This is a genomic window from Pseudomonas sp. 300 (assembly GCF_055803035.1).
In genome coordinates, this window is sequence record NZ_JAVLRV010000001.1 from 503,575 (window position 1) to 520,391 (window position 16,817).

Annotated in this window: 15 protein-coding genes; 14 read left to right on the top strand and 1 reads right to left on the bottom strand. The window is 60.0% G+C overall.

The window, feature by feature from the left end; translation table 11 throughout:
- Position 1 precedes the first annotated feature (1 nt).
- The 14 genes from waaC (at position 2) to Q7W83_RS02370 (ending at position 14,759) form a co-directional block, all read left to right on the top strand.
- Complete coding sequence (gene waaC, locus Q7W83_RS02305; RefSeq protein ID WP_150632358.1) at positions 2–1,063, top strand: lipopolysaccharide heptosyltransferase I; 1,062 nt, start codon at positions 2–4, stop codon at positions 1,061–1,063.
- A complete protein-coding gene (locus Q7W83_RS02310; RefSeq protein ID WP_150632359.1) occupies positions 1,063–2,184 on the top strand; it encodes a glycosyltransferase family 4 protein in 1,122 nt (373 codons plus the stop codon). The genes waaC and Q7W83_RS02310 overlap by 1 nt, the downstream gene beginning before the upstream one ends.
- Positions 2,184–2,990, top strand: a complete 807-nt coding sequence (gene rfaP, locus Q7W83_RS02315; RefSeq protein WP_150654518.1) for a lipopolysaccharide core heptose(I) kinase RfaP — start codon at positions 2,184–2,186, stop codon at positions 2,988–2,990. Before Q7W83_RS02310 ends, rfaP begins: the two co-directional genes overlap by 1 nt.
- Positions 2,990–3,724: a lipopolysaccharide kinase InaA family protein gene (locus Q7W83_RS02320; RefSeq protein ID WP_150632361.1), complete on the top strand. Its 735-nt coding sequence runs from the start codon at positions 2,990–2,992 to the stop codon at positions 3,722–3,724. Before rfaP ends, Q7W83_RS02320 begins: the two co-directional genes overlap by 1 nt.
- Positions 3,721–4,473 carry a lipopolysaccharide kinase InaA family protein gene (locus Q7W83_RS02325; protein WP_150632362.1) on the top strand — a complete coding sequence of 251 codons (753 nt, stop codon included), beginning with the start codon at positions 3,721–3,723 and terminating at the stop codon, positions 4,471–4,473. Before Q7W83_RS02320 ends, Q7W83_RS02325 begins: the two co-directional genes overlap by 4 nt.
- The gene (locus Q7W83_RS02330; protein WP_150632363.1) at positions 4,473–5,924 is read left to right on the top strand and encodes a lipopolysaccharide kinase InaA family protein; all 1,452 of its coding nucleotides are present in this window, start codon (positions 4,473–4,475) and stop codon (positions 5,922–5,924) included. The genes Q7W83_RS02325 and Q7W83_RS02330 overlap by 1 nt, the downstream gene beginning before the upstream one ends.
- Before the next feature lie 144 nt (positions 5,925–6,068).
- The gene (locus Q7W83_RS02335; protein ID WP_150632364.1) at positions 6,069–6,404 is read left to right on the top strand and encodes a YceK/YidQ family lipoprotein; all 336 of its coding nucleotides are present in this window, start codon (positions 6,069–6,071) and stop codon (positions 6,402–6,404) included.
- Positions 6,405–6,578: 174 nt separating this feature from the next.
- Positions 6,579–8,336, top strand: a complete 1,758-nt coding sequence (locus Q7W83_RS02340) for a carbamoyltransferase family protein (RefSeq protein ID WP_150632365.1) — start codon at positions 6,579–6,581, stop codon at positions 8,334–8,336.
- Positions 8,320–9,450, top strand: a complete 1,131-nt coding sequence (locus Q7W83_RS02345; protein WP_150632366.1) for a glycosyltransferase — start codon at positions 8,320–8,322, stop codon at positions 9,448–9,450. Before Q7W83_RS02340 ends, Q7W83_RS02345 begins: the two co-directional genes overlap by 17 nt.
- Positions 9,450–10,346, top strand: coding sequence for an antimicrobial resistance protein Mig-14 (locus Q7W83_RS02350; RefSeq protein ID WP_150632367.1), 897 nt, complete (start codon positions 9,450–9,452; stop codon positions 10,344–10,346). The genes Q7W83_RS02345 and Q7W83_RS02350 overlap by 1 nt, the downstream gene beginning before the upstream one ends.
- An 8-nt stretch (positions 10,347–10,354) precedes the next feature.
- The gene (locus Q7W83_RS02355; protein WP_150639546.1) at positions 10,355–11,788 is read left to right on the top strand and encodes a PIG-L deacetylase family protein; all 1,434 of its coding nucleotides are present in this window, start codon (positions 10,355–10,357) and stop codon (positions 11,786–11,788) included.
- A gap of 54 nt (positions 11,789–11,842) precedes the next feature.
- Positions 11,843–12,727, top strand: a complete 885-nt coding sequence (locus Q7W83_RS02360; protein WP_150639547.1) for a DUF6625 family protein — start codon at positions 11,843–11,845, stop codon at positions 12,725–12,727.
- Positions 12,724–13,878: a glycosyltransferase gene (locus Q7W83_RS02365; protein ID WP_473655626.1), complete on the top strand. Its 1,155-nt coding sequence runs from the start codon at positions 12,724–12,726 to the stop codon at positions 13,876–13,878. Before Q7W83_RS02360 ends, Q7W83_RS02365 begins: the two co-directional genes overlap by 4 nt.
- Positions 13,875–14,759, top strand: a complete 885-nt coding sequence (locus tag Q7W83_RS02370; RefSeq protein WP_150654522.1) for a glycosyltransferase — start codon at positions 13,875–13,877, stop codon at positions 14,757–14,759. Before Q7W83_RS02365 ends, Q7W83_RS02370 begins: the two co-directional genes overlap by 4 nt.
- A 94-nt stretch (positions 14,760–14,853) precedes the next feature.
- Here the strand turns inward: Q7W83_RS02370 and Q7W83_RS02375 are convergent, their stop codons facing one another.
- Positions 14,854–16,716, bottom strand: coding sequence for a bifunctional O-antigen ligase/aminoglycoside phosphotransferase family protein (locus Q7W83_RS02375; RefSeq protein ID WP_150654523.1), 1,863 nt, complete (start codon positions 16,714–16,716; stop codon positions 14,854–14,856).
- Positions 16,717–16,817 lie beyond the last annotated feature (101 nt).

Here is a 16,817-nt window from a genome sequence, read left to right on the forward strand (position 1 = left end):
TTTGCGGGTTCTGCTGATCAAGACTTCTTCGCTGGGTGACGTGATTCATGCGTTGCCGGCGCTGACCGACGCGTCCCGGGCAATTCCCGGTATAACGTTCGACTGGGTGGTGGAAGAAGGTTTCGCCGAGATCCCGACGTGGCACCCGGCCGTGGGCAAAGTGATTCCGGTGGCGATCCGCCGCTGGCGCAAGAACATCTGGCAAACCATCAAGAGTGGCGAGTGGAAGCGCTTCAAGCAAAGCGTTCGCGCCACGAAATATGATCTGGTGATTGACGCACAGGGCCTGTTGAAAAGCGCCTTGCTCACACGCTATGTCAAGGCGCCGGTGGCGGGCCTCGATAAAGGTTCGGCACGGGAACCGATCGCTGCGCGTTTCTATGATCGCAAACTGGCGGTTGCCCGTGGCCAGCACGCGGTTGAGCGAGTGCGTCAGTTGTTCGCCATCGCCCTGGGCTACGACCTGCCCAAAGGGTTGGGCGACTACGGCCTGAACGTCGAGCGCCTGGTGGAATTGCCGCGCAAGAACCCTTACGTGCTGTTCCTGCACGGCACCACCTGGGACACCAAGCACTGGCCTGAAGCCTACTGGCGCGAGCTGGCCGAGCGCGTCGGCTACCTGGGCGTCGGCGTGAAGCTGGCGTGGGGCAATCCGGCGGAAAAAGCCCGGGCCGAGCGCATCGCCAAGGACATGCGGCACGTCGAAGTGCTGCCCAAACTGAATCTGGCGGGCATCGGCAAAGTGCTGGCCGGCGCGCAGGCGTGCGTGGCGGTGGACACCGGTCTCGGTCACCTGGCCGCTGCACTGGACGTGCCGACGCTGTCGCTGTTCGGCCCGACCAACCCGGGCCTGACCGGTGCGTACGGCAAGGCGCAGATTCACATCGCCAGCGATTTCCCCTGCGCCCCGTGCCTGCAAAAGAAATGCACCTATCAACCGACGGCCGAAGATGCCCGCCGGTTTGACCTGAAGCGCGAGTGGCCGTTGTGCTTCACGCGTCTGAATCCCGAGCGTGTCGCGACCCGACTGAGCACGTTGTTACTGGCTGAGGAGCTGCGCTGATGCAATTGGCATTCGTCTTGTACAAGTACTTTCCGTTCGGGGGCTTGCAGCGCGACTTCATGCGCATTGCCCTGGAATGTCAGCAGCGCGGTCATCAGATTCGTGTCTACACGCTGATCTGGGAAGGTGAGATCCCACCCGGTTTCGAAGTGCTGGTGGCGCCGGTCAAAGCGTTCTTCAATCATCGACGCAACGAGAAACTCAGCGAGTGGATGGAGGCCGATCTGGCCAAGCGTCCGGTGGACCGTCTGATCGGTTTCAACAAGATGCCGGGCCTGGACGTTTACTACGCCGCCGACGGCTGTTTCGAAGACAAGGCGCAGAATCTGCGCAACTCGCTGTACCGTCGCTGGGGCCGCTACCGGCACTTCGCCGAGTACGAGCGCGCGGTGTTCGCCAGGGACGCCAAGACTGAAGTGTTGATGATCTCCGAAGTCCAGCAGCCGCTGTTCATCAAGCATTACGACACCCCGCTGGAACGTTTCCATTTGCTGCCGCCGGGCATTTCTCAGGATCGCCGCGCGCCACCAAATGCGGCTGAGATTCGTGCCGGGTTCCGTCGTGAATTCAACCTGAAGGACGACGAGTTGCTGCTGGTGCAGATCGGCTCCGGGTTCAAGACCAAAGGCGTGGATCGCAGCCTCAAGGCGCTGGCCGCGTTGCCCGCTGATCTGAAGAAGCGCACCCGGCTGTTTGTAATTGGCCAGGACGACCCCAAGTTATTCCAGGTGCAGAGCGCCGCTTTGGGGCTTGGCGACAATGTGACGTTCCTCAAGGGCCGCAGTGATATCCCGCGTTTTCTGCTCGGCGCCGACCTGTTGATCCACCCGGCGTACAACGAAAACACCGGGACGGTGTTGCTCGAAGCCTTGGTGGCCGGGTTGCCGGTGCTGGTCAGCGCGGTGTGCGGTTACGCCCATTACATCGCCGAGGCGGACGCCGGTCTGGTGCTGGACGAACCCTTCGATCAGGGGCAACTGACGCAATACCTGACCGGTATGTTGAACGACGCTCAAGCACGAGCGGCCTGGAGCCGCAACGGTCTGGCTTTCGCCGAGACGGCCGACCTCTACAGCATGCCGCAACACGCGGCCGATGTGATTCTGGCGGAGCACGCTTAATGAAGTTGATGCTGGCTGAACCGTTCAAGAGCCTTTGGGCCGGACGCGACCCGTTCGCCGAAGTCGAAGGCCTGCAGGGCGAGGTCTACCGTGAGCTGGAAGCGCGCCGGACCTTGCGCACTGAAGTGAACGGCAACGGTTTTTTCGTGAAGATCCACCGTGGCATTGGCTGGGGCGAAATCTTCAAAAACCTGCTGACCGCCAAACTGCCGGTGCTGGGTGCGGGCCAGGAGTGGAAAGCCATTCAGCGCCTGCAGGAAGTCGGTGTGCCGACCATGACCGCCGTCGCGTACGGTGAAAAGGGCAGCAACCCGGCGGATCAGCATTCGTTCATCGTCACCGAAGAACTGGCGCCGACCATCAGCCTCGAAGACTTCAGCATCGACTGGGTCAAGAACCCGCCCGAGCCAAAGCTCAAGCGTGCGCTGATCGCCGAAGTGGCGCGCATGACCGGCATGATGCACCGCGCCGGGGTCAATCACCGCGACTGCTACATCTGCCACTTCCTGCTGCACACCGACAAACCGGTGACCGCCGACGACTTCAAACTCTCGGTGATCGACCTGCACCGCGCTCAGACCCGCCCGGCAATCACCCAGCGCTGGCGCAACAAGGATCTGGCGGCGCTGTACTTCTCGGCCCTGGACATCGGCTTGACCCGGCGCGACAAATTGCGTTTCCTCAAAGGCTACTTCCAGCAACCGCTGCGCCAGATTCTGTCGGAAGAAGCGGGGCTGCTCGCCTGGCTGGAAGGCAAGGCCAACAAACTCTACGACCGTAAACAGCGATACGGGGATGCGCTCTGATGTCGGGTTGGAACCTGGAACCTGCCTACAGCGATCTGGCCGAAGATTTCGGCAGTCTCGAGGCGGTGTTTGCCTTGCAGGGTGAGCGATTGACTCGCGACCCGCTGTCCGAAGTCATCCGCGTCAATCGCAACGGCGTCAACTATTACGTCAAGCGCTACACCGGCGCGGGCAAGGGCTTGCGCCGCTACCTCGGCAAGCCTCGGGTGAAAATGGAATGGCAGAACCTCAAACGCTTCGCCAAATGGGGCATTCCCACCGCTGAAGTGGTGGCCTGGGGGCTGGAGCGACGCGGTGCCGCCTACGATCGCGGGGCGATGATTACCCGTGAACTGCCGCATACCGAAGACCTGTCTGTCCTGGCGGAGCGGCATGACCCGAAACTGGCGGACCGTGCCTGGGTCGATCATGTCAGTCGGCAATTGGCCGATTACACCCGGACCATGCACGACCACCGCTTCACCCATAACGATCTGAAGTGGCGCAACCTGTTGATCGACGATCAGGCACGTCTGTTCCTGATCGATTGCCCCAACGGCGATTTCTGGCGTGGTTTCTGGCTCAAATACCGTATTACCAAGGATCTGGCGTGCCTGGACAAGGTCGCCAAGTATCAGCTGTCGGCCACTCAGCGCCTGCGCTTTTACCTGCAATACCGCCAGCGGACACGACTCAATGCCGCCGACAAGAAACGGATCCGGCACGTGGTTAGATTTTTTGAGGGGCGCGAATGACTGATTTTCTGGCCGCTGAAGACCGTGCGCTACTGGAGCGCCACGGCCTCGGTACCTTCGATGCACTTTGGGCCAGGCAACTCGATGCCGTGGATGAGCCCAACACCGTGCGCGGTGGCTGGAGCAGTGTGTTTCGACTGGACCTTGAAGGTCACGGCTTCTATCTCAAGCGTCAAAGCAACTACCTGATGCGCACGTTGCATGCGCCGTTTGGCGAGCCCAGTTTTGCCCGGGAATTTCGCAATATCAGTCGTTATGAAAAGCTCGGCATTCCGGCCCTGAAAGCGGCGTTCTTCGGTGAGCGCAAAGTCGAGGGCGAAGTCCGGGCGATTCTGCTGACCCGTGCGCTTGACGGTTGGGATGACCTGGACTCGCTGTTGCGGCGCTGGTCGGAGTTAAGTGGCGCGCAGCATTCGGCGATTTTGCAGGCGTGTGGCGAGCTGGCTCGACGCCTGCACGCAGCGCGTCAGGTTCATGGCTGCTTCTACCCGAAACACATTTTTCTCAAGGCCACCGGCGACGGTTACCAGGCCCAACTGATCGACCTGGAAAAGACCCGGCCGTTGCTGTTGGGGCAGCGTGACCGGGTCAAGGATCTGGAGCCGTTGACGCGGCGGGCGCCCGAGTGGAGCGATGCGCAGCTGCGTGAGTTGCTGGCCGCCTACCTGGGTCAATCGCAGGACAGTTCGCTGATCGATGGCTGGCTGACGCGACTGACCGCGCGGCGCAGCCATAAGGAGGCACACTGATGCGTTTGTCCGAACTGAAAAACGCCGGCCGTAATCCGGCTCTGCCGCTGAGTGTTTCACTGGCCGATGCCGCTGGGCCCGCCGAGTTGCAGTTGCTGAGCCTGCTGCGGGTGTTGCCGGGCCAGCGCTATGTCGGCGCCGGTGTCTGGCGCGGCCGTCCGGTGCTGGCCAAGTTGTTGGTCGGCAGCAAGGCTGCCCGGCATTTCCAGCGTGAACTGGACGGTGTGCGCTTGCTCGCCGCTCAAGGTCTGACCACGCCGCAGCTGCTGGCCGACGGCTTGAAGGATGGCGAGGGTGGCTGGCTGCTGTTCGATTTCCTTGAAGGTGCCGAGAGCCTGGGGGATACCTGGAAACAGGTCGAGCACTTGCCGATGCTGGCGGATGAGCAATCGGCGGTATTGGCCGATGCGCTGGGCGCGATAGGTCAAATGCACCGCAAAGGCCTGTGGCAGGAAGACCTGCACCTGGACAACCTGCTGCGTCAGGGCGGTCGACTGTATTTGATCGATGGCGCCGGGATCTGCAGCGAAACCCCCGGCCAGCCACTGTCTCGGCAGAAAGTCCTGGAAAACCTCGGGGTGTTTTTTGCTCAATTGCCCAAGTCGCTGGAGCCGTTCACCGAAGAATTGCTGGTGTATTACCTGCTGAGCAATGGCGAGCATGCCTTGCCCATGGAGGCGTTGCAGAAGCAGATCGACAAAGTCCGCAGCTGGCGCCTCAAGGACTTTCTGATCAAGGTTGGTCGCGAATGCACGCTGTTCAGCGTGCAGCGCGGGGCCTTCGGGCTGCGGGCGATTCGCCGCGAGGAAGAAGCGGCGATGCTGCCGGTGCTGGAGCAGGCCGATGCGTTGCTCGATCAGGGCCATCTGTACAAGACCGGCGGCGCGGCGAGTGTCGGAAAAGTCGCGGTGGACGGTCGGACTCTGGTGATCAAGCGCTACAACATCAAAGGCTTTGCCCACTGGCTCAAACGCTTCTGGCGCCCAAGCCGTGCCTGGCACTCATGGCGCGAAGGCAATCGGCTGGCGTTCCTCGGTATTGCCACGCCGAAACCGCTGGCCTTGCTGGAAAAACGTTTTCTCTGGTTGCGCAGCCGGGCGTATCTGGTGACCGAGCATTTGCCGGGGCCGGACATTATCGAGCGGTTTGCGCCGTACGTTGAAAGCGGTGAAGCGCCCGAGGCAGAGCTGGCGGCACTGGATCAGTTGTTTGCAGAGCTGATTCGCGAGCGGATCAGTCATGGCGACTTCAAGGGGCACAACCTGTTCTGGCACCACGATCGCTGGGCGCTGATCGACCTCGATTCGATGTGCCAGCATGGCTCGGCCAGCAGCTTTGCCCCAGCGTATGCGCGGGATCGGGCGCGGTTCATGCGCAACTGGCCCGAGAGCAGCGCGCTGTATAAGGTCATTGACCAGCGGCTTCCCAAAGACATCTCCAGCGCTGCCTGAGTCGAACCTTCGGTCCTTTCGCGAGCAGCCAACGAAGATAAGGGACAAGTTCTTGTGAACGGTCCTACACAAACTTGAGAAGCCATGAACTGTGGCCTGACTGACCGCAATGCTAGTTTGCCTGACGTTCATGGAGGGCAAATTTTGACGATTAAAGCGGCTGTTCTGTTCGGCACACTCTCACTGGCGCTATCTGGCTGCGGCACCGCTGTCACGGTCCTGCAAAATGACGAAGATGCGGCGCGTGACCTGCGCAAACAAAAAACCTACTGCCAATCCATCCCGCGTATCTACAGCGGCCTGGCTTACGATTTCTGTGTGTTGAATGCGCCGCCGGATCCCACGGGTTTTCTTGTGCCGCTGGTCTTGCTGGACCTGGCGTTGTCCGGTGCGCTGGACACCGTCGCCTTGCCGTACACGATTTACCGACAGGGGGTCGATGGCAACCTCAGGATTTACTGGCGGCCAGGTCGCGGATGACCCTGGCCGTGCGTCCTGGTCCTGAGCCATGTTTACGCCGCTGATAACCGTAGGGTCATTCCCGGCATGTTTAAGCTATAATCTCGCCCTTTAGCTGTCTCTCGCCCCTTGCGAGGGCACATTAATTTTTGAGGCGCGTTGCGCCTGCATGCAGACTAAAGAGGCTAGACCCCTGTGGCATTGACGATTCTTGGCCTGTCCGGCGCCCTTAGCCATGATCCTTCCGCAGCCTTGTACATCGACGGCAAGCTGGTCGCGGCGGCTGAAGAAGAGCGCTTTGTGCGCGATAAACATGCAAAGAACCGCATGCCTTACGAATCGGCGAAGTTCTGCCTCGAGCAGGCGGGCATCAAACCGTCCGACGTTGACGTGGTTGCGATTCCGTTCGCGCCGATCAGCCTGTTCGGCAAGGCACGCTGGCACTACGCCAAGCGTTACTGGTACGCCCCGGACCGCGTGCTCGATGCGATCCTGATGGGCAACCGTCGCTACAAGCGCTATCGCAACAAGATCGTCTGGTGCCTCGAGCAATTGGGTTTCGATCCGAAGAAAATCAAGATCGAACCCGTCGAGCATCACCTGGCCCACGCCTCCAGCGCTTACCACTGCTCCGGTTTCAAAGAGAAAACCGCGATCCTCGGCATCGACGGCAAGGGTGAGTACGCCACGACCTTCTTCGGTTACGGCGAAAACGGCAAGATCCACAAGATCAAGGAATTCTTCGATCCCGACTCCCTCGGCGGCCTGTACGGTGCGATCACCGAGTTCCTCGGTTTCGAGATGCTCGACGGCGAGTTCAAGGTCATGGGCATGGCGCCGTACGGCGACGCCAGCAAGTACGACTTCTCGCGTCTGGCCTCGTTCGAGAACGGCGAGCTGGTGATCAATACCGACTACGCCAACGTCATCGGCCTGCGTCGCTACAAAGAGAAGGGCAAGGGTTTCTACTTCTCGCCGAAGCTGATCGAGTGGCTGGGGCCGAAGCGCGAAGGCGACATCGCCGACGAGCCCTACATCCACTACGCCGCGAGCATGCAAGCGCTGTTCGAGAAACTGGCGTTGCAGATGATCGACCATTACCTGGGCGACGTGCTCAAGGAAACCGGCAAGCTGGCCTTCGCTGGCGGCTGTGCGTTGAACGTCAAGCTCAACCAGAAAATCATCGCCCGTGATGACGTCAAGGAACTGTTCGTCCAGCCTGCGTCCGGCGATGCCGGCACCGCGGTCGGCGCGGCGGCTTATGTGTCTCACGCTCGTGGCGTGCCGGTCGAGAAGATGGAACACGTCTACCTCGGCCCGTCGTACAGCAACGAAGACGTGCTCGCCGCATGCGCCCGTCACCCGAGCAAGCCGGTATGGCGCAAGCTCGAGAACATGCCGGAAAACATCGCCAAAATCATGGTCGATGGCAACCCGGTCGCCTGGTTCCAGGGGCGTATGGAGTTTGGTCCGCGTGCCTTGGGCGGTCGTTCGATCATCGGTTGCCCGAGCGCGACCGGCGTGGCTGACCGCATCAACCACCAGATCAAGTTCCGCGAGCGCTGGAGGCCTTTCTGCCCGTCGATGCTCGACACCGTCGCACCGCAGATGATCAAGATCGATCACCCCGCGCCATTCATGACCTTCACCTTCGAAGTGGCTGAAGAGTGGAAAACCCGCGTGCCGGAAGTCGTCCATGAAGACGGCACCTCTCGTGCTCAGGTGCTCAAGCGCGAATACAACCCGCGCTACTACGACATGATGAAGGCGCTGGAAGTGCTGACCGGTAACGGCGTATCGCTGAACACCTCGCTCAACCGCCGTGGCGAACCGATGATCTGCTCGCCTACGGATGCCCTGAACATGTTCTTCGGCTCCGACCTGCAGTATCTGATCATGGAAGACATCCTGGTGGTCAAAGAGGGCGCGGACGCATATGACACGCTCGGCTGAACGCCATGTGCTGCAGTTCTGTCACGGCTATGACGGGCCGTTTCTGGACTGCGCCCGGCAGTACGCCAGCCTGTTCGCGGGGACCGGTTATCGAGTGACCACGGTGTTTCTGACCGGGGTTGCAGACAGCGAGGTTGCCGCGGGCTGTGCTTCCGATGAAGTGTTGTTCATGGAATACAGCTCCAAGGCCATTCGTGGCCTGAAGCTGGGTGCCATCCGCGATCTGCGCAAGATCGCCGCTTCGCGCAATTTCAGTTTCTGCATTGCTCATCGTTTCAAGCCGATCTACATCGCCTTGTTGGGCACTTCGTTGCCGGTGATCGGCGTGCATCACGCGTTTGACGACTACAAGCGCGGCACTCGCAAATTCTTTGTGAATTTTTTCCGCAAGCGTTTGAGTCTGCTCGGTGTTTCCGATGCCGTGCGCGACGACATTCGCAGTTGCCTGCCGAATTGGCCGGCCGCACGGATTCAGACACTCTACAACCGGATCAATGTGCAAGCCTTGCAGGACAGTCACGTATCGATTCGCGAAGCCCGGGAAACCCTGGGCTTGTCCATGGATGCATGGATTATCGGCAACGTCGGCAGACTGCATCCGGACAAGGATCAGACCACGTTGCTGCACGGTTTTGCCGCGGCGTTACCGGGCTTGCCAGCTAACAGCCAGTTGGTGATTCTCGGTATCGGTCGGCTGGAGCAGGATCTCAAGGCAACGGCTCGCGAACTGGGGATCGGCGACCGTGTGCTGTTTCTCGGTCAGGTGCCCGAAGCCCGTCGTTACTTCCGAGCCTTCGATGTGTTTGCCTTGAGCTCCGATCACGAGCCGTTCGGCATGGTGCTGCTGGAGGCCATGGCTGCCGGCGTACCGTTGCTCGCGACGGCATGCGGCGGTGCGAAGGAAGTGGTCGAGGGCGTCGGTATTCTCTTTCCGCTGGGCGACGCCGAGCACCTGGCTCAAGGGTTGCAACATCTGGCCGCGATGGATGATCAGCAGCGCCGCCAATGTGCCGAGTTGATGCTAGACCGTTTACGCGAGCGCTTCTCCGACCGCGCGGTACGCGATGCTTTCTGGCATTTACCCGCCGTCACCGAACTGGCGGCGAGGGGTTGATGCTCAACCGATTTCAAGGATGGCGCGAGCGTGGCTGGGCGGTGGTCGATGCCTCGACATACGCCGAGGCCTGGCACCGTTATGGCGGCAGCGTCGCCACTCATCCGATGGTGGTCGAGCGCCTGGCGCAGTTGGCCGATATTCCGGTGCGTTACCTGGCCTGGGCGCCAAAGGGTGAAGTCCAGGCGGCGATTCCAACCTGGGGTCGTGACCTTGCCTTGTCCAAGGACGTGCTCAAGCGCAACGGTAAGAAAGGCCTGTTCGACCTCGGCAATGCGGAGCTCATCCTGCCGGCCGCTGCTGATACGCAAGCGCCCCTGCGCCATCGCGCTCGTTATCTGTCCGCGCTGAATGAAGGCCGCTTCAGCGGTATCAGGCTGCAGGCAGAACAACTGGCCATGGCCCGCACTCCTGAAGAGCTGTCGAAAAAATTTCGCTATAACCAGCGTCGCGAATTGCGTTTGCTGGAAGAGGCGGGCGGCGTGGTGCGGCCGGTCAGCGAGTTTTCCAGCGCCGAACTGGCGGCGATTTACTGCGACTTGTTCCAGCGTCGCTGGGGCTTTCCCGCGACCGGTGCCGAGCGTATGGCCGAGGTGATCGGGTTGTTGCGTGACTTGCTGATCGGCTCGGTGATTTTCCTCAACGATGCGCCGATCGCGATTCAACTGGTCTACCGCGTCGAAGCGCCGCAATGGATCAGTGTCGAATACATTAATGGTGGCGTCGATCCCGAAACCCGTGAATTCAGCCCCGGTAGCGTCTTGAGTTTTCTCAATACCCAAAGTGCCTGGGAGCATGCACGAGTGCTGGACAAGCCCCTGCGCTTCTCCTTCGGTCGCGCCGATCGTGAATACAAGGATCGCTGGTGCAATCCTGTGCCAGTCTTCACCGTATGAGCGAACCTATGAGTCGAAAACAGCAATTGCTCAAGCGCCACCGGCGCAACAAACGTATCGGCCTGCTGATCGCCTTGGTGCTGTTGGTCGTCATCGGCGTGCTGGTGGCCTGGTGGCTACCGCTGGTGCTGGCGGTGCTGGGCTGGATCGCTCACGAAGCCTGGTTCGCCGATCATTTGTTCTATTCGCCCAAGGACGATTACGCTTACAACTTCCCGCCTTACACCCCGCAACCCAAGATTCACCTGGACGGCGAGCGTTTGCGCCTGGATGACGGCGTCATGCTGGTGGACGACGCTACGCTGGTATTGGCCCTTCGGATCAAGAGCACCTGGCTGGGGCGCTTTCTCGACCCGGCTGTCGAATTGTCAGGGGGCGATAATCCCGATAGGCAAACCTTCGAGCGTGGGGCCAACGGGCTGCGTTACCTCAATCTCAGTGGTCAGGCGCAAGTGCTGTCGCGAGGCGAGTTGCGTCTGCGAGGACGTTTTTGCCGAGTGCTGGGCGAACCCGTGCTCTGGGCATTCGAACAGCCGGATTACCGCCGTCAGCGGGTGATGGTCATCGCGCCACACGCCGACGACGCCGAGCTGGCGGCTTATGGTTTGTACAGTCAGGCCGACGAAGCCTGGATAGTCACCCTCACCGCCGGCGAAATCGAAGCGGAACATTATCAGCAGATCGGCCTGAACAAGGTCGAAGCAGCTCGCCTCAAGGGGCGGCTGCGGGCGTGGGACAGCATCGCCGTGCCACGCTGGGCCGGGGTGCCCGAAGCCCATTGCGTGCAGTTGGGCTATTTCTGCCTGCAACTGGCAGCGATGCAGGCAGCACCGTCCCGGCCGGTGGGTTCACGGGAAGCGGAGATGGACGACACCCGCTTGTTCCGCCAGTTGAATCCCTTTGCACTACCGGGCGACGCCGATGGTGCACCGACCTGGAACAACCTGTTGGCCGACCTGCGCGAACTGCTGCTGCGGGCCCGCCCTGAAGTGATCGTGTTGCCGCACCCGACGCTCGATCCGCACCCGGATCACATCTGCGCCCAACAAGCGATCCTTGAAGCACTGCGAGGCCTGGCGTGGCAGCCGACCACGTTGCTCGGTTATGCCAACCATTTGCATGACAACGATCGCTGGCCCATGGGAGATGCCGGCCATGGTATCGCGCTGCCGCCAGCCTTCGATTCGTCGGTGCCGATGCAGCCTTACTGCCTTCCGGTTCCCCCGGCACTTCAGCGTGATAAAGCCATGGCGCTGGGTATGATGCACGACCTGCAGCCGCGCATGCCATTGAAGCGGCGCCTGCGTCGGTTGATACAGTGGCTCCTGGCCAGTAGAGTGCCGCCTCTCTATGGCGAGAATGAATTCTTTCGCAAGGCGGTCAGACGCCAGGAACTGTTCTGGCTTCTGAAGCATGGCGAAACCCCTGTGAAGCAGAATTGAAGTACAACTCTGCCTAGCATGGCAGCGCCTCCCAGCATTGACAGCGAGTTATCCGTGATTAATCCATGCCCGCGTATTTTGTTTCTGATGCCTTATTTCGGCAGCTGGCCCTTCTGGATGCCGTTTTTTCTGGAGAGCTGCCGTCGCAATCCCGACATCGACTGGTTGTTCTTCACAGACTGCGGCGTTCCCGAGAATCTACCGCCCAACGTGACCGTCGAATGCATGATGTTCAGCGATTACTGTGGGTTGGTGTCCCAGCGGCTGGGTATCGACTTTGCGCCGACTCAGGCTTACAAGTTGTGCGACATCAGGCCCGCGTTCGGTCTGATCCATGCAGACCGCCTGGAGGGCTATGATTTCTGGGCGTTCGGCGATATCGACCTGGTGTACGGCGACCTGCGCAGCTACTTCACTGCCGATCGGCTTGCTTCCTACGACCTGTACTCCACCCACGAACGGCGAGTGGCCGGGCATCTTTGCCTGATCAGAAACACCGCCCGCAAGCGTGAGTTGTTCAGGCAGATCAAGGATTGGGAAGCGCGGTTCACGGACCAGAAGCATCACGCGCTGGACGAGGGCGCATTCAGTCGAATCTTTCTCTGGCGCAAGAATTTTCCCGAGCCCTTGTTCAAACTGGTGGGCAAGTTCAACCCGTGGCGTCGACGTAGCGAATTCACCGAGGCGTACAGTACGCCGGGTGGTTGCATCAAGTGGCATGACGGGACCGAGAATTTCCCGCACCAATGGCATTGGCGCGACGGCCATTTGACCAATGATCGCGATGGCGATCGCCGGTTTCCGTATTTCCATTTCGTTTGCTGGAAGCGCAACGAGTGGCCACGGTTGCCTCAACCCGATCCGGTGGAGATCAAGCGCCTCGCCGCTGAACCCGCCTGGGTCATCGACGCGACTGGTTTTCACCGGGGAGAGTTATGAGTCAACGGTCAAAGGTTCTGCAGTTGCAGCCTGACTACAATGTCAAAGCCCATGACTTTGCCGACCTGGCGGAGCAGATCGTCAAGGCTTTGCCGGATGATCGCTATGAGGTGACCGCCGCGTTTTTGCGGGGCAAGCCAGGGCCGGGCGAGGCGGTGAGCCGTGCCGGGCGTTCCGTTTATTTCGAGTTTTCCGACAAATCGCTCAAGGGCATGCGCCTGCGCGCCATGTGGCGGCTGTATCAGTTTTGCCGCAAAGAAAAATTCGATGTAGTGATTTGCAACCGCTTCAAGCCGGTCAACATGATGCTGACGCTCAACCGCTGGTTGAAAGTGCCGTTGTGCATCGGCATCTCCCACGGCTTTGGCGAGTACGACCGATTGTACCGACGTCGCCAGACCCAGCGCCTGATCGATAGTCACTGGCGTTTTGTCGGGGTATCGCCGGCGGTCAAGCAGTATTTGCTGGACTGCGACTGCGGGTTCACCGATCAAAACACTTACGCCATTACCAATGCGATCGACATCGAACAGGCCGAAGGTTTGCAACACAGTCGCGAACGGGCCCGTGAACTGCTCGGTATTGATCCGTCGGTGCGACTGATCGGTGCATTGGGCCGTTTGGTGCCGGTCAAGGGGCACACTTACCTGTTGCAGGCGTTTGCGGCCCTCAAGGACAAGTACCCGAATACCCATTTGGCGATCATCGGTGCGGGCCGCGAAGAGTCGCGCCTGACCGCCGAGATAGAGCGTCTGGGCCTGAGCGGGCGTGCGCATCTGCTGGGCTTCAAGGAAAACGCCTTGCAGTACGTTCGCGCCTTTGACATCTGGACCATGCCATCGCTGGCCGAAGGTCTCGGGCTGGCATTGCTCGAGGGCATGAGCGGTCATCTTCCGGTCATCGCTTCCAACGTGCCGGCGATGCTGCCGTTGATTCAGGGCGCGGGCGGTCTGGCGATTACGCCGAAGGATGTGCCGAGCCTGGTTGCGGCACTGGATACTTACCTCGAGCTACCGGATGACGCGCTCAAGGCCAAGGGCGAACAAGCCTACCGGTATCTCCAGGAACAACACGATATCGAGGTGTTCCGCCAGGAATACCTGAACCTGATCGACTCCGGCTTGAGCAAGGCCCGCAAGGAAGAATCATGAGCGACGCACAACCCATCGTCACGGTCATCATCGCGTCGTATAACCACGGTCGTTACATTGAGGAGAGCATTCTCAGCGTCCTCAACCAGACCTATTCGAACATCGAGTTACTGGTGGTCGATGATGGTTCCAGCGATGACAGTGTCGAGCGGATCAACGTCTTGCAGGCGCAACACGGCTTTGATTTCCGTGTTCAGCAGAATCAGGGGCTGACCAATACTCTCAACGGTGCCATAGCGCGCGCAAAGGGCAGCCTGATAGTGCCTTTCGGTTCCGATGACATCATGCTGCCCGAGCGCATCGCCACGCAGGTCGCGCACATGGATGGCAAGCCCGAGGTCGGCATCTGCGCCGGCAATATCGAGCTGATGGACGCTGACGGCATTGCGTACCCGGAGTCGCGCCAGCGCCGGGACGTACCGTTCCGCCGTCTGGACTTCGATGACATGTTCCTCGAGCGCAAGCCCTATCCGCCGGCACCGACCCTGATGATCCGTCGCGAGGCGCTGGACAAGGTCGGCGGGTTCGATCCGACTATTCGCCTGGAAGATTTGCTGATCGAGCTGAAAGTGACCCATGCCGGCTACTTCATTGATGGCTTGAACGTGCTGATGGCGCGCTATCGCAAACACGCCACCAACTCCTACAAGAACCACCGCTTCATGATCGACAACATCCTGCGTACCTATGCGCTGTTCAGTGATCACCCGCTGTACGAGCATGTGCGCTACAAGTTTCTCAGTTCGATGTTCCTGAAGACCGCCAATCGAGACCGCAAGCTGGCGCGGGAGCTTCTGGCGCAGATTCCGTTTCGGGCGTGGAACAAGAAGACCTGGCGTGGTCTGGGGCGCTTGTATTTCTCGCCTCTGGAAAAGGATTGAGCCATCGGCTCAATCCGGGCCTCGGTCCGCTGTGCCAGGACGGGCCAAACTAAAAGAGCAGCCGAGGCTGCTCTTTTACGTTGCGCTTCGCTAATCAATGAACCTGTGCAGTTGAGCTCGCAGCCAGCACTTGCTTGTGCAGGGTATCCACCGCAGATTTCGATGCTGTGACGGCATACCCTTGCAGCAATGCCTGGAAATGATCCTCGAACAACCAGCGTCGATCAACGGTGTATCGCTGCATATGGCGCAGGTTGCGCTGACGCAGGGACAGGCTCAGCGACGACGGGTAGATGCGCATGTCCGCCACGTCGATCAGGCCAAATTCGCCATCCTCCAGCACCAGCACATTGCCCAGATGCAGGGAGCGGAAATACACCCCTTGCTCGTGCAGTTGCGCCATGAATTTACCGAAGCGTTCCACCAGTGCCTCACGCACGTCCGGCGCCGTGATCGCTTGCAGGACCTGACGCAGCGTGTTGCCGGGCAGAGGCGTGTAGTGCACGGCGGAGCTGCCGTCCCTGAGGCGGTACAGATTCAGAATCGGCGGCGTCGGGATGCCCATGCGGCGCAGTCGCTCGCTGTTGATGGCAAAGCGTTCTGAATACGGATCGAAGCTGCCCGAGGTGTACCAACGACGACGGCGGAACAGCTTGAGGAAGCTGCCATCGAGCAGGCGCAGAACTTTGGGGCCCAAACCATCTTCCTCGATCACCTGGGCGTTGGCCGTCAGTTTTTCCAGGGCTGCCTGCGACAGTTGCTTGATCGGCATGGCCAGCAGGCGACTAGCGCGTTGGTTGATACTCAGTGCAGCGATCAGTGCCAAGGGAATCCACAGCAGGAACCAGTGCTCCTTGGGGCGCGAAATGATCCCGCCGCCTTCGGTCAGTCCCGCTCCGATACCGAACACCAGCCAGGTCGAGGCGATGATGAACAGCGGTTGCACGCGATGGCGCCAGCTGCTCAGCAGGCCCCAGGCCTGGAAGAACAGCCACGGGATAAAACCGAAGATACCGACATAGTAGAGAACGCCTAACGCGAAACTGTGGGGCTCTGCTAGCGTGTAGCCCAAGCCCACATCAATGTCCATGCTGGCGTCGTAGCCATGGCCGATCCAGGGGTGTTCAGCTATTTTTTGCAGGACCATCTGCCAGATTTCAAAACGATAGGAATCACCTCGTTCGAAAATCATGTGCGAGAAAAGCGCAATCACTGACGCTCCGCCGACGAGTATGATGCCCAGCAATACGATGGACCGGCGATTCCAGCAGATGAAGCCCAGCCACAGCACGGCCAGTGTCAGAGCCACCAGCGGAGTCCGGGACCCGGTAGCGATTACCGCGATGAACATGATCACCATTGCCGGGATGCTTAACCAGAGTATCTGCGGGCGCTTGCAGGTCATGCTCAGGCTCAGCCAATAGGCGCAGAAGAAGCCGAACAAGTGCGAGCTCAACAACGGATTGTCGAACGCGCCGCCACCAATCAGGCGCTGGCCCGGCTCATAGATGTGGGCAAACACGTACAGGTTGTAGACCGACGCAATCAGCCCGACCATAGCGGCGCTGAACAGCAGTGGCTGGACAATCTCGCTGCGGTAGCGCACCAGCAGATAGCACCCGACGAACAGCATCAGCGTGTGGAGCGGGGGCTTGAACTTGCCGGAAAACCCGTCATCGCCCGGGCTCCAGCACAAACTCAACAGCGCCCACCCGGCGAATAGCAGCATCGCAATGAAGATCGGCTCGCGCAGCAACTCTTTGAGCTCACGCGGTCGCAGGCAAAGCGCAATCAGCGCTGGAATGCTGAACAAACCGTAGTAGAGCTTATGAAACGGACTGCGGTCCGGCAGGAAGAACAGCGAGCACAGAAGCAAAAAATAGCCGAGTGGAAGCATCCACAGGCAAATGAAATCGAAGACTCGATTGGACGTACTGTTGAAACCACTGACTTGCATGCTGAAAAATTCAATCCTGAAGTTGATCGGCCATTCCGGTGATGGCTATATGATACCGTTGGCGCCGTCTAACAATAACAGCCTTTATGCGATTGCCAGAA

Excerpts from the sequence above, each read along its gene's own strand:
- Q7W83_RS02365 (WP_473655626.1), top strand. The coding sequence starts at position 12,724 with ATGAGTCAACGGTCAAAGGTTCTGCAGTTGCAGCCTGACTACAATGTC.
- Q7W83_RS02310 (WP_150632359.1), top strand. The coding sequence starts at position 1,063 with ATGCAATTGGCATTCGTCTTGTACAAGTACTTTCCGTTCGGGGGCTTG.
- rfaP (WP_150654518.1), top strand. The coding sequence starts at position 2,184 with ATGAAGTTGATGCTGGCTGAACCGTTCAAGAGCCTTTGGGCCGGACGC.
- Q7W83_RS02330 (WP_150632363.1), top strand. The coding sequence starts at position 4,473 with ATGCGTTTGTCCGAACTGAAAAACGCCGGCCGTAATCCGGCTCTGCCG.
- Q7W83_RS02325 (WP_150632362.1), top strand. The coding sequence starts at position 3,721 with ATGACTGATTTTCTGGCCGCTGAAGACCGTGCGCTACTGGAGCGCCAC.
- Q7W83_RS02370 (WP_150654522.1), top strand. The coding sequence starts at position 13,875 with ATGAGCGACGCACAACCCATCGTCACGGTCATCATCGCGTCGTATAAC.
- Q7W83_RS02375 (WP_150654523.1), bottom strand. The coding sequence starts at position 16,716 with ATGCAAGTCAGTGGTTTCAACAGTACGTCCAATCGAGTCTTCGATTTC.
- Q7W83_RS02350 (WP_150632367.1), top strand. The coding sequence starts at position 9,450 with ATGCTCAACCGATTTCAAGGATGGCGCGAGCGTGGCTGGGCGGTGGTC.
- Q7W83_RS02345 (WP_150632366.1), top strand. The coding sequence starts at position 8,320 with ATGACACGCTCGGCTGAACGCCATGTGCTGCAGTTCTGTCACGGCTAT.
- Q7W83_RS02355 (WP_150639546.1), top strand. The coding sequence starts at position 10,355 with ATGAGTCGAAAACAGCAATTGCTCAAGCGCCACCGGCGCAACAAACGT.
- Q7W83_RS02320 (WP_150632361.1), top strand. The coding sequence starts at position 2,990 with ATGTCGGGTTGGAACCTGGAACCTGCCTACAGCGATCTGGCCGAAGAT.